Origin of the sequence: Escherichia sp. E4742 (genome assembly GCF_005843885.1) — a bacterium.
Classification (GTDB): Bacteria; Pseudomonadota; Gammaproteobacteria; order Enterobacterales; family Enterobacteriaceae; genus Escherichia.
In genome coordinates, this window is record NZ_CP040443.1 from 120,629 (window position 1) to 145,921 (window position 25,293).

General features: G+C 47.1%; 15 protein-coding genes, 2 pseudogenes and 1 riboswitch. Of the genes and pseudogenes, 7 read left to right on the forward strand and 10 right to left on the reverse strand.

The features are described from left to right. Position 1: 1 nt before the first annotated feature. The 4 genes from FEM44_RS00725 to rcnR form a co-directional block, all read right to left on the reverse strand. Positions 2-820: a glycoside hydrolase family 25 protein gene (locus tag FEM44_RS00725; RefSeq protein ID WP_135521972.1), complete on the reverse strand. Its 819-nt coding sequence runs from the start codon at positions 818-820 to the stop codon at positions 2-4. Positions 821-885: 65 nt separating this feature from the next. Continuing rightward, complete coding sequence (thiD, locus tag FEM44_RS00730) at positions 886-1,686, reverse strand: bifunctional hydroxymethylpyrimidine kinase/phosphomethylpyrimidine kinase (RefSeq protein ID WP_130257549.1); 801 nt, start codon at positions 1,684-1,686, stop codon at positions 886-888. Further along, entirely contained in the window at positions 1,683-2,471 is a 789-nt protein-coding gene (thiM, locus tag FEM44_RS00735; RefSeq protein WP_135521970.1) for a hydroxyethylthiazole kinase, read from the reverse strand. The genes thiD and thiM overlap by 4 nt, the downstream gene beginning before the upstream one ends. A 34-nt stretch (positions 2,472-2,505) precedes the next feature. Then, a riboswitch (TPP riboswitch) is annotated at positions 2,506-2,602 on the reverse strand. A 91-nt stretch (positions 2,603-2,693) separates the two neighbouring features. Then, on the reverse strand, positions 2,694-2,966 hold the full coding sequence (gene rcnR, locus FEM44_RS00740; RefSeq protein ID WP_000019944.1) for a Ni(II)/Co(II)-binding transcriptional repressor RcnR: 273 nt from the start codon (positions 2,964-2,966) through the stop codon (positions 2,694-2,696). 120 nt (positions 2,967-3,086) lie between these two features. Here rcnR and FEM44_RS00745 point away from each other — a divergent pair, with 120 nt between their 5' ends. Together FEM44_RS00745 and rcnB are read left to right on the forward strand one after the other, a co-directional pair. Next, on the forward strand, positions 3,087-3,908 hold the full coding sequence (locus FEM44_RS00745) for a nickel/cobalt efflux protein RcnA (RefSeq protein WP_135521968.1): 822 nt from the start codon (positions 3,087-3,089) through the stop codon (positions 3,906-3,908). 217 nt (positions 3,909-4,125) lie between these two features. Further along, positions 4,126-4,464, forward strand: coding sequence for a Ni(II)/Co(II) efflux transporter accessory subunit RcnB (rcnB, locus tag FEM44_RS00750; RefSeq protein WP_000155512.1), 339 nt, complete (start codon positions 4,126-4,128; stop codon positions 4,462-4,464). Between the two features lie 81 nt (positions 4,465-4,545). Here rcnB and FEM44_RS00755 read toward each other — a convergent pair whose 3' ends face one another. The 6 genes from FEM44_RS00755 to apbC form a co-directional block, all read right to left on the reverse strand. Beyond that, on the reverse strand, positions 4,546-5,580 hold the full coding sequence (locus FEM44_RS00755; protein WP_135521966.1) for a putative fimbrial-like adhesin protein: 1,035 nt from the start codon (positions 5,578-5,580) through the stop codon (positions 4,546-4,548). Positions 5,581-5,595: 15 nt separating this feature from the next. Further along, positions 5,596-8,076 carry a fimbrial biogenesis outer membrane usher protein gene (locus FEM44_RS00760; RefSeq protein WP_135521964.1) on the reverse strand — a complete coding sequence of 827 codons (2,481 nt, stop codon included), beginning with the start codon at positions 8,074-8,076 and terminating at the stop codon, positions 5,596-5,598. 15 nt (positions 8,077-8,091) lie between these two features. Beyond that, positions 8,092-8,766, reverse strand: coding sequence for a fimbria/pilus periplasmic chaperone (locus FEM44_RS00765; protein WP_135521962.1), 675 nt, complete (start codon positions 8,764-8,766; stop codon positions 8,092-8,094). Between the two features lie 87 nt (positions 8,767-8,853). Next, positions 8,854-9,396: a fimbrial protein gene (locus FEM44_RS00770; protein ID WP_135521960.1), complete on the reverse strand. Its 543-nt coding sequence runs from the start codon at positions 9,394-9,396 to the stop codon at positions 8,854-8,856. A gap of 291 nt (positions 9,397-9,687) precedes the next feature. Then, positions 9,688-9,969, reverse strand: coding sequence for a DUF2574 family protein (locus FEM44_RS00775; RefSeq protein ID WP_135521958.1), 282 nt, complete (start codon positions 9,967-9,969; stop codon positions 9,688-9,690). A 259-nt stretch (positions 9,970-10,228) separates the two neighbouring features. After that, complete coding sequence (apbC, locus tag FEM44_RS00780; protein WP_130207002.1) at positions 10,229-11,338, reverse strand: iron-sulfur cluster carrier protein ApbC; 1,110 nt, start codon at positions 11,336-11,338, stop codon at positions 10,229-10,231. A gap of 167 nt (positions 11,339-11,505) precedes the next feature. On the opposite strand from apbC, the gene metG reads away from it, so the two are divergent. The 5 genes and pseudogenes from metG to FEM44_RS00800 all read left to right on the forward strand — a co-directional run bounded on the left by metG (position 11,506) and on the right by FEM44_RS00800 (position 25,286). Then, positions 11,506-13,539: a methionine--tRNA ligase gene (metG, locus tag FEM44_RS00785; RefSeq protein WP_135521956.1), complete on the forward strand. Its 2,034-nt coding sequence runs from the start codon at positions 11,506-11,508 to the stop codon at positions 13,537-13,539. 140 nt (positions 13,540-13,679) lie between these two features. After that, positions 13,680-17,480, forward strand: coding sequence for a DUF4132 domain-containing protein (locus FEM44_RS00790; RefSeq protein WP_135521954.1), 3,801 nt, complete (start codon positions 13,680-13,682; stop codon positions 17,478-17,480). 12 nt (positions 17,481-17,492) lie between these two features. Further along, a pseudogene (locus tag FEM44_RS25925) lies at positions 17,493-17,697 on the forward strand (WGR domain-containing protein); the annotation flags it as partial. Positions 17,698-19,589: 1,892 nt separating this feature from the next. Further along, positions 19,590-21,485, forward strand: a pseudogene (locus FEM44_RS25930) (DUF4132 domain-containing protein); the annotation flags it as partial. A gap of 12 nt (positions 21,486-21,497) precedes the next feature. Beyond that, positions 21,498-25,286: a WGR and DUF4132 domain-containing protein gene (locus tag FEM44_RS00800; RefSeq protein WP_138158836.1), complete on the forward strand. Its 3,789-nt coding sequence runs from the start codon at positions 21,498-21,500 to the stop codon at positions 25,284-25,286. Positions 25,287-25,293 lie beyond the last annotated feature (7 nt).

Sequence of the window (25,293 nt, forward strand, 5' to 3'; positions counted from 1 at the left end):
TTTAAGGCGTTTCTTTAATGCCATCAACGAAAGCCTGCAACTCCTCCGCCTTGCCATTAAACACATTAAAATCCACTGGACCATTAATGCCATCCACCTGTCCACGGTCGGAATGCTGCCAAAAACGCCAGGCCTGGCCGTCATTGTCCGGGCGACGTTGATAATAGTGGGCCACCCACCACGGATACTCATTGAAATAGCCCGCCAGGTTCGTGTGATAAAACACGGCTCCTGAGTAAATAATTGGCTTTTTTCCCGTGCGTTTTTCGACCATTTTTAGCCACTGACTTACTAGCTTGCGTAATTCTTTTGCCGATAATTTTCCTCGCTCTTCTACGTCCAGCACGGCAGGGAAATCGCCGTGGGCAAAATCCACCGTTTGCAGAAATAATCTGGCCTGAACTGAAGCGGATACCGACGGAGAAAAATAGTGATACGCCCCACGCAGCAGGCCATTTTCACGGCTCCTTTGCCAGTTGCGCGAAAAATACGGGTCAACCAGCTTTTCGCCTTCCGTAGCCTTAATAAAAGCAAACTGTAAGCGGATACCGTTGTCGCGCATTTTTGCGACACGCTGCCAGTCGATCCGTTCCTGCCAGCGTGAAACATCAATACCATGAATGGTGTAATTGGCAGGAATGCGAATAGCGAAAGATTTGACCGGGCGATAACCATAAAAGTGGATGTAGTCTTTAATCTGAATTGCTGTCGAATAGAAATAATTCATCGTCTGGCGGGGATGAATCGCAACGATGGAAATTAGCCCCAGAGCGCATATCAAAGCGGTGAATTTTTTTCGACTGGCGATTCTTAGCTGCATTGGTTTCATCCCTGAATTTCAGCGCGAAAAAGCTGAAAAATGCCAAAGCAGCTATAGTACGGTGCTCACCACCAGGCGTGAAAGTGGTGAACCGGACCAATCCCGTGGCCAACTTCCAGTGTGTCTGCCTGCGCTAACGCCGCAGAAAGCCAGCTTTTTGCCTCCTGTACGGTGTCAGCCCAGTTTGTATGGCGCGGGCGTAGTGCAGCCAGCGCCGCAGAGAGGGTACAACCGGTGCCGTGGGTGTTTTTGGTCATAATACGCGGTGCGGTAAACCGTTGTTCACCTTCGCGGGTAAACAGCCAGTCCGGGCTTTGCTCATCATCCAGATGACCGCCTTTCATCAGCACTGCGCCACAGCCCATCGCCAATAATTCACGTCCCTGTTCCAGCATTTCCTGTTCGTTACGCGCGTGTGGCGCGTCGAGCAAGGCGGCAGCTTCGGGCAAGTTTGGTGTTATTAATGAAACCTGTGGCAATAATCGACCGCGCAGCGTGGCAACCGCCGAAGGTGAAAGCAGCGGATCGCCGCTTTTTGCCAGCATAACGGTATCCAGCACCACGTTTTGGATCTGATAACGTTGCAGCCGTTCTGCCACCGCTTCAACGATATCGGTTTCCGCCAACATACCGATTTTGGTGGTGTCTATTCGCACATCGCTGAACACCGAATCAAGCTGGGCGGCGACAAAATCAGGCTCAATGCGATACACCGACTGTACGCCACGGGTATTTTGCGCCACCAGTGCAGTAATAACGGAGCAACCATAAGCGCCAAGTGCCGAGAAGGTTTTAAGGTCGGCCTGAATTCCTGCACCGCCGCTCGGGTCAGTACCTGCTATCGTCAGAGCGTTAATCCGTTTCATGCCTGTACCTCCTGCGTCAGCTGCCAGAGCGCGTCAAGGAAATGTGGAACAAAACTACCCGGCCCCTCGCTTCTGGCGACTGCGCGTTCTCCGGCTTGTTTCATCCAGTGACAGGCAGATGCGATATTTTCCAGCGTATCACCCGATAATGCACAACTGGCGGCGACGACTGCCGATAATGCACAGCCAGTTCCTACCACTTTGGTCATTAACGGATCGCCGCCGTGAATGCCAACGGTGCGACGACCATCGGTAACATAATCTACCTCGCCAGTGACCACGACGACTGCGCCAGTTTCCCGTGCCAGAGTTTGTGCAGCGGGCAACGCGTTAGCTACGTCGTCAGTGGTATCCACACCACGTCCACTATTAGCAATGCCAGCTAATGCAATGATTTCCGAAGCATTACCGCGTATCGCTGTCGGTTTAAAAGATAAAAGTTCATGACAAAAACAGCGGCGATAATCGAGCGCACCAACCGCAACCGGATCAAGTGTCCAGGGCGTTTGTGATCGTGTTGCCTGCTCAACGGCGGCACGCATCGCCTGCGCACGTGGCTGCGTCAGTGTGCCAACGTTAATCAACAAGGCACTGGCGATGGCCGCAAACTGACTGGCCTCTTCGGTTTCAATAACCATCGCTGGCGATGCACCGAGCGCCAGTAAAGTATTGGCAGTAAAGGTTTGCACCACATCATTGGTCATGCAGTGCACAAGGGGAGAGTGTTGGTGAAAGAGGTGTAACGCGTGCGCAGATTGCGCGGAACTCAGCAGGTCGACTTGCATAGTTTGCTCCTGCCATAACGTGAAGAAGCAATGACCTGATGGTCTGTGACTTCCCTACGCTGGCATTATCCAGATCAGGTGATACGGGTATTTCTCAGCCTTCACGCAGAAGGGCACCCCGAGTCGTTTGGTTGCGATAATGAATCGCAGAGGAGGATGTTAATGTCCGGCGCGCGCGTTGTAAACGAGGAAAAACAGCAGTATTGCAATAACGGTACGAAACTATTTGATATACGAATCCAGCACCTTAAGAACAACATCCAGGTCTTCTTCACGCTTTAGCTCATCGCCCTGGTGAACGATGTGTTCCGTTAGATGACCTTTAATCACTTCCCGCATCAGGCCGTTTACCGCACCACGAATGGCGGCAATCTGTTGTAGAACGGCAGCGCATTCATGCGGCTCGTCGAGCATTTTCTTGAGCGCGACGACCTGTCCCTGAATCTTGCTGGCGCGCGCTTTCAGTTTCTGTTTATCACGGATGGTATGAGACATGGCAAAACCTGGTTAACAAGATCATGGAAAATCATAGCACTATTAATCTACTGGGGGGTAGTATCATGTACTGGGGGGGAGTAGAATCAGGACGCCGAATTAATACTAAGAATTATTATCATGACCGAATTTACCACTCTTCTTCAGCAAGGAAACGCCTGGTTTTTCATTCCCAGCGCCATCTTACTTGGTGCGCTTCATGGCCTGGAGCCGGGGCACTCAAAAACGATGATGGCGGCGTTTATCATCGCCATTAAAGGTACGATTAAACAGGCAGTGATGCTTGGACTGGCCGCAACCATTTCGCATACGGCAGTAGTCTGGTTGATTGCTTTTGGTGGGATGGTGATCAGCAAACGCTTTACTGCACAGTCAGCGGAGCCGTGGCTTCAGTTGATTTCCGCGGTGATCATTATTGGCACCGCGTTCTGGATGTTCTGGCGCACCTGGCGAGGTGAACAAAACTGGCTGGAGAATATGCATGAGCACCACCATCATGACCATCATCACGACCACAACCACGAGCATGATCATCATCACGAACATGGTCAGAGCGACGAGTATCAGGATGCTCATGCGCTGGCCCATGCCAGTGACATTAAACGACGCTTTGATGGTAGAGAGGTCACCAACTGGCAAATTTTGCTGTTTGGCTTAACCGGCGGGCTTATCCCCTGCCCTGCGGCAATAACAGTGTTGTTGATTTGCATTCAGTTGAAAGCCCTCACATTGGGTGCAACTCTGGTCGTCAGTTTCAGCATCGGCCTGGCAATAACGCTGGTCACCGTAGGCGTTGGCGCAGCAATCAGTGTTCAGCAGGTTGCAAAACGCTGGAGCGGATTTAACACTCTCGCTAAACGCGCCCCCTATTTTTCCAGTCTGTTAATTGGTTTAGTCGGGTTGTATATGGGAGTGCATGGCTTTATGGGTATTATGAGATAAAACAATCACCTGGGCTTCGTTATCCCTTTAGCCCAGGATGATTCTTAAATCAGCTTATTCCGCTCACTTCTCGCTCAATGAGGATGCTTTTGCTGCATCCTTTCATTTACACTTTTTACGAAATCATGGGATCACTAACAAAATATCGCTTGTCGGTTATATTGTATGACAGGAAAGATATGCGACTGATTTTACTGATCCCCAACGTGGAGAGTATATGACCATAAGAAATAAGTTATTGTTGGGTGCGCTGTTGCTGGCAACCAGCGTAGCGTGGGCCGCGCCGGCCACTGCGGGTTCGACCAATGCCTCTGGAATTTCAAAGTATGAGTTGAGTAGTTTCATTGCTGACTTCAAGCATTTCAAGCCAGGCGATACCGTTCCAGAGATGTACCGCACCGATGAGTACAACATTAAGCAGTGGCAGTTGCGTAACCTGCCCGCACCTGACGCCGGAACCCACTGGACCTATATGGGTGGCGCATATGTGTTGATCAACGACACTGACGGTAAAATCATTAAAGCCTACGATGGCGAAATATTTTACCATCGCTAAAAAAAGCCCCCTCATCATGAGGGGGAAATGCAGACACCTTATTATTTTTTATTATTAGCCACTTGCTCGTCTTACTTGTTATTAGTCGTATTTCACGTTGATTAAGGCGGTAGCCTTCAGTGCGCCAGATTTAACTTTATTTTTATCATAAACATAGTAACTGGCTGTTACCGGAATTGAGACCGTTGTATCTGTAATTTTTGACTTCGCAGCAATTTCCTTTAAATTTGCGTATCCTTTACTGCTGTCAGTGATATTTAAAAGTGTGACTGGCGAACCATTACTTTCAAGAACAAATCCTACGCCATTATCTTCCGCACCTTTCAGTATCGTGTTGCTGCTGGTTAACAAGTCAGAACTTGATAAATACACCTGCATTTTCCGTGATGTTTGATTTTGTTGACCTAATAAGTTTTTACAACGCAGAATAATATCCCCTTTTTTACTATTTATTGTTGCTTTGTTACCTGTGACTGGTAATTGTGAAACGGGAATACTCTCTAAAGTAATTAATAAATCATCAGGTTTGCAGGTCGTCGTTATCTGATTATATGATAATGCCAGATTAAAGGAATAGACACCTGCATTTTGTGCCAATGCATTTCTGTAGCTATTCACACATGCATCCCACGACTTTCCTCCTAGCAAACACAGTAAAAATTGTACTGCAGCACTTCCACGCGTTGTTGATGAAGCACTGGATAATGTCGCGACACCATTAATCATCACTGCTCCGCCGCCCCCCGCAGAAACATTCACTTTCGCGTTACTGGCCGCTGACGTCACCGTTACTGAATAACCACTGGTGAAACTGGTCTGGTTATTGGATAATGTGATGCTGTTTTTATTAGTCCATTCAAAATGTAAATTTAATTTAATAGTATCGTTATAAAGCCCAACAATAATATCTGAAGGACTCATGGGGGTAATGGTATTCGTACTCACACATGACGAATCATTAAAATTATGTTCATATGTCGCTGTTTGCATTTGAGTAAGTGCAAAATCCCCCTGAACAACCAGATTATGCTGCGCTGACAACTCTCCATAACATGCCGCATAGCTCGCAGGTATAACCATCATCATGAATATAAATAACACTATGTTAATTTTCATAAAGCTACCCGATGCTTATTGGCAAATATAAGTTCTACTTTCATCAATCTCTTTACCGAAGGTGATTGTGCATGAAAGCCCTTGTTGTTTATCAATAGCCACATTTACTGATGGCGGAATTTCATTGGTGCGAATAAATATCTGACTTCCCTGGCCAACAACACCAATATTGTGATCGTGGATATCATTGACTTCATAACCAAACGTTAATGGTTGCCCATCCGCTCTTGACGCTTTTATAAACCAGGGCTTGCGCTGATCGGTATCGAAATTGACCAGAACGACCGCGCCGCGATAAGGGGAGGCAATTTTCCTGTTACCTCGCAATTCTGTTTCGCTATCGCTTTGCGACACATCCAGCATCAGGTGATTTTCCCGATAAGGTGTCATTCCGTCGTATACCACCACGCCATTATTGTTTGTTGTGCGATATTTTTGCCCATTGACATATGCATCTTTAATTCCTGGCGCATTCATCACAGCAAACGTTTCGGAAAGACGGTTCGCCAGATTGACGCCACCCGACCAGGCGACAATGCCCCCTGAAACACTGGCTCCAGCCTGTCGATAAGTACTCGACTGACTATAGCTGCCATTCACTGTTGCCACCGGCGCGTTCCAGGTTAAATTCGCTCCAGCTGTCGTTTCATTTCCCTGATGTTGATGACTCAGGTTGACACCATAATTGAACTGATCCCGACTCCCTACTGTTCCTGATAATCCCGTATTATTTGAGGCAAAACCCTGATCATCAAACGTCGTTGAGTTAGACATATATATTTGCCGACGAGGCGTCGTAACGTCATCACCCCAATCAAAGGGAATTGATATAAAAATATTAAAACGTTTCTCTTCATGATGATTCTCGTCATACGCCTGGCTTGCCGCGAGGGTATAGCTTATCCGCCGCCAGTTATTGGAATAACTCAGTTGATAATCTTTACTACTGCCACTGCGCCCCCAGTAATCACGCCATAAAGTACTTAATGACACAGATCCCCAGCCTTCTGGCAATGACTGACTCATATTGGCGGAAAAGCTATTTTTGCGACCAAAATCATTCTGGTAATAATCGGCAATGTCATAGACATCGTTTTTATCACGACGATAATTATCTTTATTATTTGCCCACACATAATCGTTAAACGTGCGGTAATCACGCGACGAATAACGCCAGGCCGCCAGACCAAAACGTGTCGATGTTTGGCTCAAAAATTTGTTATAAGCAATTTGATAACTTTGCCCGTCAAACACATCACCATTGTTTTGCTTACTGTGCGATTTAGTTGCATCGACTGAAATTGCGCCAATACGCGTATTCCAACCTGTTCCCAGGGTAAACGCGTAGTAATTATTAGCAACCATCGTGCCGCCATACAGTGTCAATAAGTTATTAAAACCATACTGATAACCTGCCTGGACAAAATCACTTTGCTTGCTCGCACCTTCAATATGACTACGGCCCGCTGCAAAATCATATTTTGATACGCCAGGTTGCAGCATATTAGGTACTGCCGCATAAGGCACCAGATATGTAGTAACTGATCCATCGGCTTCCTTAACACTCACATCAAGATCCGCACCTCCGCCCGCTAACTGCAAATCAGTAATCGAAAATGGGCCTGGTGGAACCTCTTTCTGATAAACGACAAAACCGTTCTGTTCAATAGTTACCAACGCGTTACTCTGGGCAATCCCCTGTACCCGTGGAGTAAAATTTTGCTTCGAGTTTGGCAACATCTGCATATCACGAAATAACCGAACCCCGCTGAAGCGAACGGAATCAAATATATCGGCTGACGTGTACATATCACCAATACGCAGCGTACCGAGAATTTGAGAAAATCCACGCTCCAGATACAGTGTGTTGCTTTTCCACTCCCCTGGATTATTATCCGTTTTGCTAAAACTGGCATCTGAATGCAGCTGCCATCCCAGCAAATTTAGCCCACTGTTAAAACGCACATAGGTACTCTTGCTATTACCCGAGGCTTTATAGTCACTGTAATACTGACTTACGTAATAAGACGTATAAAACGCATTAATTCCCCGTTCCCAGTTTTCTGGCGGAACATAACCATTTTCCAGTTCTTCGACCCAGGCTTGCGGGACAGCAAGATCCAAACGAAAAATTCCAATATCCCAGGCGTAGCTTCCACCCTGTACAAGTTGCTCAAATGTTAAGCATTGTTTGTCGCGTGCAAAATTATCGCTATTTATACCTAACCGCTTTACAATTTCACGCGTCAGGCAAGTTTCATCTGGGTTATCTTTTACGATAATCTCATATTTTCCACGCCATTGCTTATTGACATAAATATCAATGTCGTACTGGCCGGGTAAAGGCTGATTATCATCAAGACGCAAATTTGTTACCTGCTCACCTTTCATTCCTCCCATCATAAAATGGGTGTCAAAGGTTTCTTCTGTTGCATGTGCTTCAATGCCGAGCAATAACGCGACTATTGCTGATGCAAACGGGGTCATTCTCAACATAGGAAGCTCCTGCAATTAAATTTTGTCACTAATATAGTTGCCGTGATCATCGATAATGGTCAGTTGCCAGCCATCCGTATTATTATTTTTGACACTGACATTCTGACTTTCTAGTGGTGCAATCATGATAGTTTCATAATTCACTTTGACGTTATTAGCCTTAACGTCAGAAATCGTTACCCAATTTGGCGAGTCATTTTTTATGACTACGTTATTACCGCTACGACTCACCCGCAATTTTTTAAAGGTCGTTTTATTTACTGGGGCAACACCTGCAGGTCGGTAAAACAACTTGATTCTGTTTTGCATGGCAAATTTTAACGCATTCTTTCCTTCATCTTCTGGACTATTCGGTGGAATATCCAGAACGTTTAGATAGAAAACACTCTCCTTATCAACAGGTAATTTATTAGGCATGATTTTAATTTTTATTTGCTGCCCAGAATTGGCCGCTACTTTCACTACTGGTGGCGTTAACATGAAAGGAACCTGAATCTTTTCTGGCGGTAGAGACGTGTCACCATCATCAATCCACGTCTGCACCAGCGAAGAGCGGTTTCCCTGATTCATCAGTTGTACCATGACTTCTTTCTGCTCTGCCGGGTAAATGATACGTGTCCCGAAAATAACCATTCCGGCATGCGCAGGAAATATCATAGAAGAGATGAGTAAAGATAATAATCCTTTCATCTTAATGCCTCTTATATTTATGCTGACCGCCATGAACATGGCGGCCATTTTAATTTGCTGAAAAAATAAGATAATTATTTTAAATGTTTAATCCTGGGCAACACGCATAACCAATGAAGAGTTAACAGTACCAGATGCAACACTACTGTCAGTCAACTTCAGATATTTTGCCTTAAATGGTATGGCATATTGTCCATCAGCAGTTTTATAACTTTCAATATTAAACGGTGTGGAAATATCCAGTACGTCACTGCTATCACCCAAATAGAGATAGTATCCAACTGTGTCATTACTACTGGATATCGCCTTATCATTACCAAGAATTTTCTCGTTGGTGATCAATGAAAGTTTTACGCCATCAATAGTCTTCGGACAAGTAATTTTTAGCATACTGCTGGTTACACCAACCGCATCATCATAAGTTGAATATTTCGCTTTACCATCAAATACAGTGGTTGGTACAGTCGGCATATTAATACTGACTGAATCACCACCAGCGACAAATGTACAAGGAGACTCAGCAATATTACCTTTAATGGTTAAAGTTGCGGTATCTACTTCAGCAGCGAAAATACCAGCACTCATCAATACAGAAGATAAGACAGCGGCAGCAATGATTGAATTTTTCATGATGCATTCCTTAATAAGTTTATTTTGTTATGTTAAGAGTCTGTATCTCTTGGAAACAAATTTCTCACACCAAAAAGGTTGCCGCAATGTAAACATTTTGTTTTGTTGATTTAAAACAAATTAACCAATGCAATATAATTACAACAAATAATTCGCTATAACAAATATTTTTGAAACTGATTGATTACCGTAAATCACCGTAAATAACATTTATTAAATAAATAAAAAAGCCAAAATCATTCACGAGAATGATTTTGGCTTTCTAAATATGCTTAAAACGGTGTTGCCAAATTAATCGTAACGATTTAACACGATTTTGCGTTTGTCATTATTACCCACAGCAACCACTTCTGTCGTAACGCCTTTTGCAGCAGAAGAAGCGCGATAGTTGGTTTCAACTCGTTGTAACAACCGCCCACAACGTTGCTGAAGATGATTATTAACAACATCCATACTGCATGTAGGAGAACTAATCCTGCCATTGATGGTTAATGTTGCAGTATCAGAAGAGAACGCGGGTGATGCTAGTCCATAAGCAAGAAAAAAAACTCCTGACAACCAATACTTATTCATTGAACGTTATCCCTGTAGTAAAGGTTATGCCGGGTAGATTGAGTGCATAACAAACTATAGCTGTACATCCGCTACACAGCCACGAGGGATGATAAAGAGACAGTGCTTGCACAATCAATCGCCTTTGTACAGTTTCGGACTAAGATCCACTGAATATTCGCAGCATTAAAAAAGGGGTTATTAAGGCTGCAAAAAAATTCACCGCATCAATTTAACATTGATGCGGTGAATAAAGAATAACCAGAAAGGTTATTACGCGTTATACGGCGCGAAAGGCAATCTCGCCAGGGATGACTTCGCCCTGCCAGTAGAGTTGGGCTGCAACACGGTCTGCCAGTTGGCGGTAGATAGCGGTAAATTCGCTCTCCGGTCGGCTAATAACCGTTGGCGTGCCTTTATCAAGATCTTCGCGTAAGGAGATGTGTAAAGGCATCTGCCCCAGCAGTTGCGTGTGGTATTTCTCTGCCAGTTTCTCTGCGCCGCCAGTGCCGAAAATCGGCTCATGGTGACCACAGTTACTGCAAATATGCACACTCATGTTCTCGACAATACCGAGCACCGGAACTTCGACCTTTTCAAACATCACGATGCCTTTTTTCGCATCAATCAGCGCGATATCCTGCGGCGTTGTTACCACTACTGCACCGGTCACCGGAATGTTCTGCGCCAGCGTCAGCTGAATGTCACCAGTTCCTGGCGGCATGTCGAGCACCAGATAGTCGAGGTCTGGCCATAAGGTTTCTTGCAACATCTGCATTAGCGCCTTGCTGGCCATTGGACCACGCCATACCATCGCATTGTCGTCAGTGACCAGATAACCAATTGAATTGGTTGCCAGGCCATGAGACATAATCGGTGCCATATGGGTACCGTCCGGCGAAGTTGGACGCTGATTTTCTGCCCCCAGCATGGTGGGGATTGACGGGCCGTAGATATCGGCATCCAGAATACCAACTTTCGCCCCTTCCGCCGCCAGCGCCAGCGCCAGGTTTACCGCCGTGGAGGATTTACCCACGCCGCCTTTGCCGGAACTGACCGCAATGATGTTCTTCACGCCGTTAATACCCGGCTGATTCTTCACGCGTTTCAGAGTGGCAATGTTATGCGACAGTTTCCAGTCGATAGCTTTCGCCCCGGTGATACGCAGCAATTCGGCGCTACATTGCTCTTTTAACTCTTCAAACGCACTATGCCAGACAAACGGCATAACCAGTTCCACATGCAACGTGTCGTCCATCCAGGCAACATGGTGCAACGCTTTTAGCGTAGTGAGGTTATGCTTGAGGGTTGGGTGCTGAAAATTGGCCAGTGTCCCGGCGACCATTGCGCGCAGGGCTTCTGGTGATTTGGCCTGGGATTGTTCGTTCATCCCGACTCCTTATTTATAAAGATAACTTATCGCTATTAGTTTACCTGAAGTTAACAGCTAAGTACTTACCTAATAATGCATCATAAGATGCTTGCACAGGACTTACGTAACCATGCCCCATTTGGTACTATCTAAGCCCTTTTCACTACAAAGAAGTAATGCCTACTATGACTCAAGTCGCGAAGAAAATTCTGGTAACGTGCGCACTGCCGTACGCCAACGGCTCAATCCACCTCGGCCATATGCTGGAGCACATCCAGGCTGATGTCTGGGTCCGTTACCAGCGAATGCGCGGCCACGAGGTCAACTTCATCTGCGCCGACGATGCCCACGGTACGCCAATCATGCTGAAAGCCCAGCAGCTTGGTATCACACCGGAGCAGATGATTGGCGAAATGAGTCAGGAGCATCAGACTGATTTCGCAGGCTTTAACATTAGCTACGACAATTACCACTCTACGCACAGCGAAGAGAACCGTCAGCTGTCAGAGCTTATATACAGCCGCCTGAAAGAGAACGGTTTTATTAAAAACCGCACCATCTCTCAGTTGTACGATCCGGAAAAAGGCATGTTCCTGCCGGACCGTTTTGTAAAAGGCACCTGCCCGAAATGTAAATCACCGGATCAATACGGCGATAACTGCGAAGTCTGCGGCGCAACATATAGCCCGACTGAATTGATCGAACCGAAATCGGTGGTTTCTGGCGCTACGCCGGTAATGCGTGATTCTGAACACTTCTTCTTTGATCTGCCCTCTTTCAGCGAAATGTTGCAGGCATGGACCCGCAGCGGTGCGTTGCAGGAGCAAGTGGCAAATAAAATGCAGGAGTGGTTTGAATCCGGCCTGCAACAGTGGGATATCTCCCGCGACGCGCCGTACTTCGGTTTTGAAATTCCGAACGCGCCGGGCAAATATTTCTACGTCTGGCTGGACGCGCCGATTGGCTATATGGGTTCATTCAAGAATCTGTGCGACAAGCGCGGCGACAGCGTAAGCTTCGATGAATACTGGAAGAAAGATTCCACCGCCGAGCTGTACCACTTCATCGGTAAAGATATTGTTTACTTCCACAGCCTGTTCTGGCCTGCCATGCTGGAAGGTAGCAACTTCCGCAAGCCGACCAACCTGTTTGTTCACGGCTATGTGACGGTGAACGGCGCGAAAATGTCCAAGTCTCGCGGCACCTTTATTAAAGCCAGCACCTGGCTGAATCATTTTGACGCCGATAGCCTGCGTTACTACTACACTGCGAAACTCTCTTCGCGCATTGATGATATCGATCTCAACCTGGAAGATTTCGTTCAGCGTGTGAATGCCGATATCGTTAACAAAGTGGTTAACCTGGCCTCCCGTAATGCGGGCTTTATCAACAAACGTTTTGACGGTGTGCTGGCAAGCGAGCTGGCTGATCCTGAGCTGTACAAAACCTTTACCGATGCCGCTGAAGTGATTGGCGAAGCGTGGGAAAGCCGTGAATTTGGTAAAGCAGTGCGCGAAATCATGGCACTGGCTGACCTGGCTAACCGCTATGTTGACGAGCAGGCTCCGTGGGTGGTGGCGAAACAGGAAGGCCGCGATGCCGACCTACAGGCGATTTGCTCTATGGGCATTAACCTGTTCCGCGTGTTGATGACTTACCTGAAGCCGGTACTGCCGAAACTGACCGAGCGTGCAGAAGCATTCCTGAATACGGAACTGACCTGGGATGGTATCCAGCAACCGCTGCTGGGCCACAAAGTGAATCCGTTCAAGGCGCTGTATAACCGCATCGATATGAAACAGGTTGAAGCTCTGGTGGAAGCCTCTAAAGAAGAAGTGAAAGCCACTGCCGCACCAGTTACTGGCCCGCTGGCAGACGATCCGATTCAGGAAACCATCACCTTTGACGACTTCGCCAAAGTTGACCTGCGCGTGGCGCTGATTGAAAACGCAGAGTTTGTTGAAGGTTCTGACAAACTGCTGCGCCTGACGCTGGATCTCGGCGGCGAAAAACGTAATGTCTTCTCTGGCATTCGTTCTGCCTACCCGGACCCGCAGGCGCTGATTGGTCGTCACACCATTATGCTGGCTAACCTGGCTCCGCGTAAGATGCGCTTCGGTATCTCCGAAGGCATGGTGATGGCAGCCGGTCCTGGCGGGAAAGATATCTTCCTGTTAAGCCCAGATGCTGGTGCTAAACCAGGCCATCAGGTGAAATAATCCCCCTTCAAGGCGCTGCATCGACAGCGCCTTTTCTTTATAAATTCCTAAAGTTGCTTTCTTGCGATTTTGTCTCTCTCTAACCCGCATAAATACTGGTAGCATCTGCATTCAACTGGATAAAATTACAGGGATGCAGAATGAGACACTTTATTTATCAGGAAGAAAAATCACATAAATTCTGGACGGTTGAGCAGCAAGGCAACGAGTTGCATATCAGTTGGGGCAAAGTCGGCACCAACGGGCAAAGCCAGGTAAAAAGTTTTGCTGATGCTGCGGCGGCGGAAAAAGCGGAGCTGAAGCTGATCGCAGAGAAAACGAAAAAAGGCTATGCGGAAGACGCTTCGGCAAATGTGAATCTCCCGCCAGCCACCAAAGCCAGAGTCACTCCTGAAGTTGAAACTCCTCCTGTAAATAAGAATAAATGCCCCTGGCTTGCTGATGATGCGACGATTCCGGTAACTGACGATATTAATCGATTTGCTTTTCCTCATCGCTCTCGCCCCAGAGAGATCAATTATCTGCACAAAGATGGTCAAATATGGCAGCGCATTGCAAAAACGCCCAGGGCATATGCTCCCTCCATTAATTACATTTCTTATCCTGAAAACTGGCAGCAGGCGTTTAGCGAGCTGGAATGGCGAATTGAACACAATGAGAAAAACGGCAGCCTGCAGTCCGACGCCGCTTTATTGTGGCACATCTACCACGCAGATGAATTGGTTGACGATTTAGTTGTTCGCCGTGGTTTGGAAACGACGGTAGAGATAGCCTTACTCTCTCTGCAACTGGCTTCAAAGAGTGACAATGCATCTGTAATTACTACTCATTTTCCTCCTGATTTTGAAGCGGAATCACTACCATATTGGCATCGACATTTATGTCATCATCTTTCTCTTGTTTCGGAAGATGAGTGGCAACGCTGTGTAGATAAAGTACTTGCTGCTATTCCCTCGCTATCCCCAGCACGGCAACCTTTTGCGGCATTACTGATCCCTGAACGCCCGGATATCGCCAATGCTATGGCGCTACGTTATGCAGATCAAAACGTTCCGGCGATGACCTGGTTAAGACTGGTGGTAACCGATGATGCCGCTCTGACTACAGCGGAAAAATACGACTTCCCGCCATTACATCGTGATTTTCGCGCTTATCTGGCAATGTTGCTGGCAAATAATGGAATTCGCGGTGCAGGCCGTATACTTACTGAGTTTACGGAAGAGCATTCTGACAATCCCACTTATCTCTTTGAGCATATCAGCGAGACTGAAGATCTTGTCAGATGGCTATGGAAAACGAATCACCCGGATGCGATTCAAATTTTGATCCTCGGTGTAATTGGCAAGAAAAAGCACCTGGAATACTTAAGCAAAGCCTGTCAGAAACATCCCGCTGCGGCTATTGCGGCTTATGCTACTTTGCTGGCAATACATGAAGATAAAGAGTGGCGTAAAGCGCTTGTCAAACTGGTTACCGTCACACCAGAGTTAGTATGCGACGTCATTCCCTGGGTTAATGCTAAAGCGGCAGACATCTTATCTGAATGTCGTCCGCAACCTGTGACTAATGAATGTGAATATGCCACTGCGGATATGTTGCCGGAGTTATTTGTTTCGCCGCCCTGGATGACCAAAGAGAAAAAGAAAAATACGCCGGTATTTGATCTTCCTGTGCTTCCCGTTCCTTCCGTTTCTGACGTCACTCCAGAGATTGCCAAAAAACTAACCCGTACATACCTTGTCACCCGCTTCCAGCAAATAGCCCAACAGCAGGCAACAAAACAAACATTGTTTACCGACCTGCCGCCGATGGAAAAAGCAAGCTGGGAGAGACACTTAGTCCCCCTCACACCAGAACAGCAAATTCTGTGGTGTCTGGGTTTTGACAAATGGCGGGAGAGCGGAGAAAAAATATACGAAAAAATTCCGGCGCCACAAAGTGCCGTTGATGCCCTGCTACGCTTCGATTTTCCAGCACTCAATGCTGAATTTGCGCAATACCATAACAATGCTTACAAAAGCTGGAATCTCATTGCCCTCTGTTATCTACCTGGTCAACAGGCCATTTCTTTTCTTAACCAGATAGTCAAAGAAGATAACTACTCTGGTGAGGGATATATTCTGGCCATTTTTGGTAGCGCCGCCATTCCTGCATTTATGACCTGCCTGCAACGTGAGCCACAACGGTTGTGGTTTTTCACCTTCTTCCTTGGTGTCAATGAACTGGCATTGCCAATGGCGCAACGACTTCAGAAAAAAATGTCGTATGAAGATGCGCGAAACTGGCTAACGGATTACCCGCGCCATGCCGCCGCCGGGCTACTTCCTGTGGCACTGGGCAAACAGGGAAAAGATCGTGATTGTGCCCGCCAGGCGCTCCGCCTGCTAGTGAAATTAAACCAGCGAGAAACGATTGAGGAAATCGCCCAGGGGTATAACCAACCTGATGTTTTAGCTGCGCTGGCAACATTATTTGATAGCGACCCACTGGAAGAATATCCCGCAAAAATCGCCCCACTGCCCGGCTTTTATCAGTTCACCTTATGGCGCAGACCACGGCTTAAAAATAACAACCAGCCTCTATCCGATGACGCTATGCGCCACCTCGGCATAATGCTGAGCTTTCCACGCGACATCACCCCCTACGCTGGGCTGGAGATCATCAAAGAAACCTTCACCCGCGAATCACTGGCTGAATTTGGCTGGGATCTGTATACCGCCTGGACAGAAGCTGGCGCACCCGCAAAAGAAAACTGGGCATTTACCTCGCTGGGAATTTTAGGCAATGACGACACCGCGCGTAAATTAACACCGCTTATCCGCGCCTGGCCGGGTGAATCCCAGCATAAACGCGCAGTTTACGGGCTGGATGTGTTAGCCAGTATCGGTAGTGATATTGCGCTGATGCTGCTTAATGGCATTGCGCAAAAAATTAAATTCGCCGCATTGCAGGAACATGCGAGCAACAAAATCAACATGGTCGCTGAAAATCGCGGACTGACTATGGCTGAACTGGAAGACCGCCTGGCTCCAGATTTAGGGCTTGATATCAATGGCTCGCTGACACTTGATTTCGGCCCACGTCAATTCACCGTTGGTTTTGACGAAACCTTAAAACCCATGGTTCGCGACGCAAACGGCAAAGTCCTGAAAGATTTACCCAAACCAAACCAGAGCGATGATAAAACACTGGCAACTGACGCCGTTAACCTCTTCAAACAGTTGAAAAAAGATGTACGCGCCATAGCCAGCCAGCAGATTGATCGTCTGGAACAAGCTATGTGCCAGCGCAGACGCTGGACGGCAGAGCAGTTCCGCCTGTTTCTGGTGGAGCATCCGCTGGTACGTCACTTAACCCGACGACTGTTATGGGGGGTATATACTGAGGAAAACTCGCTGATTGCTTGCTTCCGGGTCGCAGAAGACAACACTTACAGCGATGCACAGGATGAGCTATTCACGCTGCCAGCAGGAAACATCGGTATTCCGCATGTGCTGGAAATCCCCCCTGAATCCGCCGCTGCATTCAGGCAAATTTACGTTGATTACGAACTGCTTCCCCCTTTCCAACAGCTCGATCGTGGTAGTTACCACCTTGCTGATAACGAGCGTAATGTCCATGAATTGTCACGCTGGGACGGACGTCTCTGCCAGGCCGGACGCATTGTCGGTCTGGAACGCAGAGGCTGGCAACGTCTGGAAGAAAGCGGCAGCGTCTATACGATGCGCAAATCTACCCCTTATGGCGCTCTCGAACTTGAAACAGAACATTTTTCATTAATTTATGGCGAAACGGGGTATAGCGACCTGCTACCTGTTGAAAGCGTAAAAATCACTTCACCTTATGATCGCTACGGTAAACAATCCTCACCCACTTTCTCCGTGCTCGACGACATCACCGCCAGCGAGCTGATTAACGACATTGAATCACTGTTTGATTAAAAGGACTTTGCAATGAAAACCTATATTTATCAGGACGGAAAATCACATAAATTCTGGGCGGTTGAGCAGCAAGGCAATGAGTTGCATATCAGTTGGGGTAAGGTCGGCACCAACGGGCAAAGCCAGGTCAAAAACTTTGCGGACGCTGCTGCGGCGGAAAAAGCGGAACTGAAACTGATTGCGGAGAAAGTGAAGAAGGGGTATGTGGAACATGTTCCTTCCGCAGAGTTACAAATGACCAATGAGATTCTACAGAATGATAGCGTTTCTTGTGAATTATATTCGGAAACGGTTTTTTCACCGATCATAACATCAGCGGATTCATTACCATGGTTACAAGAAAATTCCCCTATTATTTTAGATGAACCATATCGTTCAAAGGCTTTTAGTTCAAGAAACTTTCCTGGCGAGAAAATCAGTTTTGTTTACGGCCCTGATTCATTCCTGGAATTCATCTGGCAACAAAATACATGCCCTGGCGCATTTAGAACCATCCTCGGTTATTTTGATGTTAATACCTGTAATGCTGAATGGAAAAATGCTTTAAACGAGGCAATTATACGTGCAGAACAAAGCATTGAAGAAGGTTCATTGCTTTCAGATGTTTTCCTGATTATTGCATGTCCAGTTTTTCGTGTCAGCCTAAAACAGGAAACATTGTTAGATTATATTGTTCAACACAAAGGGCTGGAATACGCAGTAGAGATTATTCTTGCTTTAATGAAAATTCAAATTGATATCGAAGATCCTGGTATTGATGCAGATCTTATATTTCATTTTTCGCATTCAATTACTCAGCAACGTTTTGAATATGGCATAAGCCCATTGGAATTCCAATTACGAAAACATCTTTCTCATGCTGAGGAAAAAACATGGCTATGCTGCATAAACAAACTCATTGAAGCACTACCAGACATCGCCCCTCGCCGCCAGCCTGTCATTGCATTGTTATTGCTTGAAAGGCCTGAAATTACAAATCAAATAGCACTCAGTTTATCTCATCTGGATTTTCCGGAGCTCGAATGGCTTAATATATTCGTCACCGATCAACAAGCGTTTTCATTACTGGAAAAATTTAATCATTGGAAACTTTTCGAAAGCTATAGTTTTGGTGAAAGTTGTATAGCCACATTATTACAGGAGCAAGGTATAAGTGGATTATCCCGTCTGTCTGCCTGGGCTGATCATTATCGTGTCCTTGATGCTTTGCTGCAGATTAATCATCCATATAGTCTTGAACTGGTAATCCGCAAGACTGACCGGGTACATCAATTAGAATCCTTAATCCAGAAATTTCCGGAGGCTATGCTGGCTGCATTTTGTGCTATCGTATGCCAGGATTCGCATCCCCTTTATGAGACACTTATTCAAGGTATTGCTTTAAGCGATATGTCAGTTGTTCGCCGGACATTTCCACATCTGACGCCCACAGCACAAGAAGTGCTGACTGGATGTTTACATAAATGGGGGTTAAATCTGGAAATTGATCCTGCTGTACCTGACTGGCAACCGCACACTAACCATATACTCGCGTTGCTCTCTCAGGAAAAACGCTCATATTATGATGATGATCCTCTGTTATATTCAGAGCATCATCCTGAAGCCGCACTTTCGGCATTAACACAGTTATGTATGAAAGGTAAAAACACTTCCTTTTTAAAACAGTTAACCCAACTCATTTTAACCCATGGGCAAGCTGTACATAACTTTCTTGAATGGTGTAGTGAAACACAGAAGCAATTCATTTACAGCCATTTCCCACAGCTGATCACAAAATCAGAAATAGCAGAACCAAATGAGATACCAAACATACTCGTTTCACCACCATGGTTTATTAAAGAAAATGTTTCTCTACCTGTGTTGAAATTAGATATTTTGCGATTGAGTCCGGTTGTTAATACATCTTCAGCATTAAAAATCACCTGTACACTTTCGACAGCAGAGATTCTTGAGCACTTAGGTCTTAGATATGCACACAGAAATAATGTTGAAAAATATTTCCCAGAAGAAATTGTAAACACCTGGAACAAAGGTAATTATAGTGAGGTCATTAAAAAGTGCAGATATAACCTGATCAATTTATCTGCACTTATCCATCTACCAGAAGATAAAGCTATTAAAATCTGGAATATCATTATAGGGGACTATTTCCTTTATCATACGGGTGCAGAAGATGTAATTAATCACTTTGGTATTTCTACTATTCCCGCATTGCTGCGTTGCTCAGGTTATGTTGGAGCAAAAGAAATCTTGCCATTGATAGCAAATACTGGTGCTGTAGAGCTAGCGGTTATAATAAGTCACGCATTCAGCCAATTAAAAACATTCAAATCGTTAGCCAGTAACTGGCTATTATCATTCCCGCAGCATGCTATTGCTGGATTACTTCCATCAGCATTGGGCAAAGTGGGTAAAACAAAGGATAATGCCCAATTATCGTTACGTTTTTTAATAGATAATGGTTACAATGACGCCATTTTTGATATAGCGCAGAAGTATCAACAAGCAGAAGTCATAGCTGCCGTTAGACAACTTCTGAGCATAGATCCGTTGAATAATATCCCAAATAAAATTAATCCATTGCCAGCGTGGTGTCAGCCAGACCAGTGGCGCAAACCAGTATTAAAAAGCAATGATAAAATCCTACCAGTTCAGGCAATTCAACATCTTTGCACCATGCTCTCTTTCCCCCGCGAGGCCACCCTTTACCCAGGGATTACACAAGTAGTGGAGGCGTGTACTCCGCAGTCTCTCGCTGATTTTGCCTGGGATCTCTTCCTCAGTTGGGAATCTGCCAGTGGCTCAGCTAAAGATAACTGGGCATTTACCGCGCTGGGGATTCTGGGCAACGATGACACCGCCCGCAAACTCACCCCGCTCATCCGCGCCTGGCCTGGAGAATCCCAGCATAAACGCGCCACTGTCGGGCTGGATATCCTTGCTGCAATCGGAAGCGACATCGCCCTGATGCAACTCAACGACATTGCGCAAAAGCTAAAATTTAAAGCCTTGCAGGATGAGGCAAGAGTTAAAATCGCCCAGATTGCCGAAAGCCGCCAACTCACCGTCGCAGAGATGGAAGACCGGTTAGCGCCCGATCTCGGTCTGGATGATAACGGTTCGCTGCTGCTGGATTTCGGCCCACGTCAATTCACCGTCAGCTTTGATGAATCCTTAAAACCGTTTGTAAGCGATGCTTCCGGCAGCCACCTGAAAGACCTGCCCAAGCCGAACAACAGCGATGATGAAGCTCTGGCTACTGAAGCCGTCAATCGCTACAAACTACTGAAAAAAGATGCCCGCACGGTAGCTGCACAACAGATTTCACGTCTGGAAGAAGCCATGTGTCTGCGTCGCCGCTGGACAGCAGAACAGTTCCGCCTGTTTCTGGTTGAGCATCCCCTGGTTCGTCATATCACCCGACGTCTGATGTGGGGCGTATACGATGCAGATAATCAACTTATCACCTGTTTCCGCGTGGCGGAGGATGGCAGTTTTAGCGACGGTCAGGATAACCCGTTAACCCTTGCGCAGGGCAGTATCGGTATCCCGCATGTGCTGGAAATCCCGGCCATGCAGACTGCTGAATTTGCCCAACTGTTCTCTGACTACGAACTCCTGCCACCGTTCAGTCAACTTGATCGCCCCTGGTCTCAGCTCTCTAATACAGAAAAAAGCAGCAGCGATTTGCAGCGCTGGGCTGGTCGCCAGGCAGCGAGTGGGCGCGTCGCCGGACTGATGAATAAGGGCTGGCAACGGGGCGATGTTCTGGATGCCGGAGGTTATTACTCATTTTATAAGTCCGTGGACGATGGCTACATCGAACTGAGTGTGACACCCGGCTTCAGTGTTGGATTGCTCGTCACCGTAATCAGCGATACCCAGGCAATTGACCACATTCAGTTGTACAAACAGACACCACACAAATCTGTTTATCCCTTCTCCGCGCTCGACGACATCACCGCCAGCGAGTTGATTAACGATATTGAATCACTTTTTGATTAAAAGGAATTAGCAATGAAAACCTATATTTATCAGGACGAAAAATCACATAAATTCTGGGCGGTTGAACAGCAGGATAACGAGTTGCACATTAGTTGGGGAAAAGTTGGCACCAACGGGCAAAGCCAGGTAAAAAACTTTGCGGACGCTGCGGCGGCGGAGAAAGCGGAACTGAAGCTAATTGCGGAGAAAACGAAAAAGGGGTATGTGGAACAAGCGGAGAATGCTCCCTCGAAACATACTCAAACGGTAACGAAATCTCTCGAATTATCTGACTTTTCTACCATCATTCAGGAGCAGCCCTCAGTTACACCAGAAATCTACGTGGCTGACAAAAATACAGACGTTATTTTACCGTGGCTGGCAAAAGATATTGCTGTCGTTTTTCCGCTTGAAGTCGTACCCACCACCTTAAGCCATCGCCGCTTTCCCGGAGATCCTGTTACACCTGTAGATAAATTAACCCACTTACGTCGCTTAGCCTGTGGCGTGTCGCAACGGGATAACAAAACAGCCACATTTGACTTCAGCGCCTGTACTTTAGAGTGGCAAAACTTCATCGCTCAGGCGATCGATCTGATTAACAGCCCGAAAACGACAAAATTACCATCACCGGTAATGGCTGTACTCACGGCACTTGAACTGCACTGTACGAGATATAAAGAGCGTGAGGAAGTTATGGATCAGATCGTTCAGGAAGGCGGTCTTGAATATGCTACTGAAGTAACGATACATCTTCAACAGATTGATATTGAATGGGATTACGTCAACAATAATATAGTTATCCTGCCGTCCGGAATTGCACCTGATTACTTGCAGCAATATTCCAGTTTCGAACTACGTCTGCGTAAACATTTATCACTGGCTGAAGAGTCTCTTTGGGAGAAATGTGCGGAGAAACTTATCAACGCAATCCCAAATATTCCAGAATGGCGACAGCCATTAATTGCCCTGTTATTACCAGAAAAACCCGAAATTGCACATGAAATTGCCCAGCGTCTACTTGGGCAAAAAAAATTGGCCGCTCTTGCGTGGCTAAAAATAGTGGCAACTGATGAATACATTCTTGCCTCATTAGAAAATTATTACGAACCATATAAAATTTTTGATAATTACTATCATGGTGCCATATGGACAGCCACCGTATTACAAGAGCAAGGTGTTGCTGCCCTGCCCCGATTTGCTCCGTATGCCGCAAGTGACTACTGCGGCGATGTGTTGCGTCATATCAATCATCCGTTCGCATTGACACTGCTTATACGTGTAGCCGGGCAAACTAAACGCTGTCATGACCGGATGATGAAAGCCTGCACTGCGTTCCCACACGCAGCACTGGCGGCTCTGGCGGAACTTCTGGCACAAAAAGATGAAAAGCGTTGGCGCATGATGCTAATGACAATGCTTATCTCTCAACCAGCATTAGCAGAACGGGTAATTCCCTGGCTAACGTCACCAGCAGCTACAGTGCTGAAATCATGCCAGCAACAACTGACACAACCATCAAACCATGCTAGCGCCGATACACTACCTGCCGTATTAGTATCGCCCCCCTGGCTGGTGAAAAAGAAAAAATCGGCGACTCCAGTGCTGGATTTAACACCGCTCAACCTAGAATCCATATGTACAATAACCGACACAGAAGCTAAAGAGTTTCAAACTCGTTGGGACTGGGAGCCGCATAAGCCTGGTGAAGGTGCTAAAGATTTCCTTTACTCACTGGGGTATCGCCGCTGGGATTTTGACACATCTAAATATATTGGCGCTTCTGACTCAGCAATTGATGCCTGGGAACGAGAGGACTTCGCCACACTCATTCAAATGTTTAAAGCGCATCACGCGCCGTATCAGGGGGAATGGCATCTCAACTCACTTCCTTTTTTACCCTTGCAAAAAGCAATCAAGCTATGGGAGTTTCTCAGCAAAGAACCACATACAGCGGTGAAACCTGTCATGCTTTATTTGCAGCTTGCAGGTATGAGTGGTTTTCTGCACTCGTTTTCACGCTACCCACAAGAAGGTTTTGCTGTTGCTGATTATTTTGCCTCTACGGAACTGGCACCCGCCGTCGCCCGCGCCTTCAACAAACTCAAAACATTACGACAAGACGCCCGTAGCTGGCTGCTGAAATACCCGGAACACGCCATTACCGGCCTGCTGCCTTCGGCGCTCGGCAAAGCCGGTGAAGCACAGGATAACGCCCGCGCTGCCTTGCGTATGCTTACCGAAAACGGTCATCAGCCATTACTGCAAGAAATCGCCCGGCGTTATAACCAGCCGGAAGTAACAGATGCGGTGAATGCTCTGCTTGCGCTCGATCCCTTAGATAATCACCCGACAAAAATCCCTACGCTTCCGGCCTTTTATCAGCCATCGCTCTGGACGCGCCCGCTATTAAAAGCAAACGCCCAATCGCTACCAGATAACGCCCTCCTCCACCTCGGTGAAATGCTCCGCTTCCCTCAGGAAGAGGCACTGTATCCGGGATTATTACAGGTGAAAGACGCCTGTACCGCTGACTCTCTGGCTGAATTTGTCTGGGATCTGTTTATCGCCTGGCAGACTGCTGGCGCGCCGTCGAAAGAGAGTTGGGCGTTCAGTGCGTTAGGTGTTCTCGGCAACGATGACACCGCTCGCAAACTCACGCCATTAATCCGCGCCTGGCCTGGCGAATCCCAGCATAAACGCGCCACCGTCGGGCTGGATATCCTCGCCGCTATCGGCAGCGATATCGCCCTGATGCAGCTTAATGGCATCGCCCAGAAGCTGAAATTCAAAGCATTGCAGGAGCGGGCAAAAGAAAAAATTGCCGACATTGCCGAAAGCCGCGAGCTCACGGTAGCGGAACTTGAAGATCGCCTGGCTCCGGATCTCGGCCTGGATGATAACGGCTCACTATTGCTGGACTTCGGCTCGCGTCAGTTCACCGTCAGCTTTGATGAAGGCTTAAAACCATTTGTACGCGATGCCTCCGGTAGTCGTCTGAAAGACCTTCTTAAACCGAACAAAAGCGATGATGAAACGCTCGCTGCCGATGCCGTTAACCGCTACAAACTGCTGAAAAAAGATGCGCGTACCGTTGCTGCCCAGCAGGTGGCAAGGCTGGAATCCGCCATGTGCCAGCGCCGCCGCTGGTCAGAGGAAAACTTCCGGCTCTTTCTGGTTGAGCACCCACTGGTACGCCACTTAACCCGCCGCCTGATTTGGGGCGTTTATAGCACCGAAAACCAGCTACTGGCGTGCTTCCGCGTGGCGGAAGATAACAGCTACAGCACCGCTGACGATGATCTCTTCACTCTGCCAGAAGGCGCCATTTCTATAGGTATCCCTCACGTTCTGGAGATATCACCGACGGATGCCGCCGCTTTTGGTCAGCTTTTTGCCGACTACGAACTGTTACCGCCGTTCCGCCAGCTTGATCGTAACAGTTACCCTCTGACAGAAGCCGAACGCAATGCCAGCGAACTGACCCGCTGGACAGGCAGAAAATGCCCGAGCGGTCGGGTCATGGGACTGGCGAATAAAGGTTGGGTGCGTGGTGAACCGCAGGATGGTGGCTGGATCGGCTGGATGATCAAACCTCTGGGCCGCTGGTCGTTAATCATGGAAATCGATGAAGGCTTTGCAGTTGGTATGTCGCCAGCCGAACTTAGCGCCGAGCAACTCTTAAGCAAGCTGTGGCTATGGGAAGGCAAAGCAGAAAGCTATGGCTGGGGGAGTCATTCAACTCAGGAAGCGCAGTTCTCCGTACTCGATGCCATCACCGCCAGCGAGTTGATTAACGATATTGAAGCTCTGTTTGAATAAGGAAAGA

Coding starts and splice junctions, on each gene's coding strand:
- FEM44_RS00775 (WP_135521958.1), bottom strand. CDS start 9,969: ATGAATAAGTATTGGTTGTCAGGAGTTTTTTTTCTTGCTTATGGACTA.
- FEM44_RS00770 (WP_135521960.1), bottom strand. CDS start 9,396: ATGAAAAATTCAATCATTGCTGCCGCTGTCTTATCTTCTGTATTGATG.
- thiD (WP_130257549.1), bottom strand. CDS start 1,686: ATGAAACGGATTAACGCTCTGACGATAGCAGGTACTGACCCGAGCGGC.
- FEM44_RS00745 (WP_135521968.1), top strand. CDS start 3,087: ATGACCGAATTTACCACTCTTCTTCAGCAAGGAAACGCCTGGTTTTTC.
- rcnR (WP_000019944.1), bottom strand. CDS start 2,966: ATGTCTCATACCATCCGTGATAAACAGAAACTGAAAGCGCGCGCCAGC.
- FEM44_RS00725 (WP_135521972.1), bottom strand. CDS start 820: ATGCAGCTAAGAATCGCCAGTCGAAAAAAATTCACCGCTTTGATATGC.
- thiM (WP_135521970.1), bottom strand. CDS start 2,471: ATGCAAGTCGACCTGCTGAGTTCCGCGCAATCTGCGCACGCGTTACAC.
- FEM44_RS00760 (WP_135521964.1), bottom strand. CDS start 8,076: ATGTTGAGAATGACCCCGTTTGCATCAGCAATAGTCGCGTTATTGCTC.
- apbC (WP_130207002.1), bottom strand. CDS start 11,338: ATGAACGAACAATCCCAGGCCAAATCACCAGAAGCCCTGCGCGCAATG.
- FEM44_RS00755 (WP_135521966.1), bottom strand. CDS start 5,580: ATGAAAATTAACATAGTGTTATTTATATTCATGATGATGGTTATACCT.
- FEM44_RS00800 (WP_138158836.1), top strand. CDS start 21,498: ATGAAAACCTATATTTATCAGGACGAAAAATCACATAAATTCTGGGCG.
- metG (WP_135521956.1), top strand. CDS start 11,506: ATGACTCAAGTCGCGAAGAAAATTCTGGTAACGTGCGCACTGCCGTAC.
- FEM44_RS00790 (WP_135521954.1), top strand. CDS start 13,680: ATGAGACACTTTATTTATCAGGAAGAAAAATCACATAAATTCTGGACG.
- rcnB (WP_000155512.1), top strand. CDS start 4,126: ATGACCATAAGAAATAAGTTATTGTTGGGTGCGCTGTTGCTGGCAACC.
- FEM44_RS00765 (WP_135521962.1), bottom strand. CDS start 8,766: ATGAAAGGATTATTATCTTTACTCATCTCTTCTATGATATTTCCTGCG.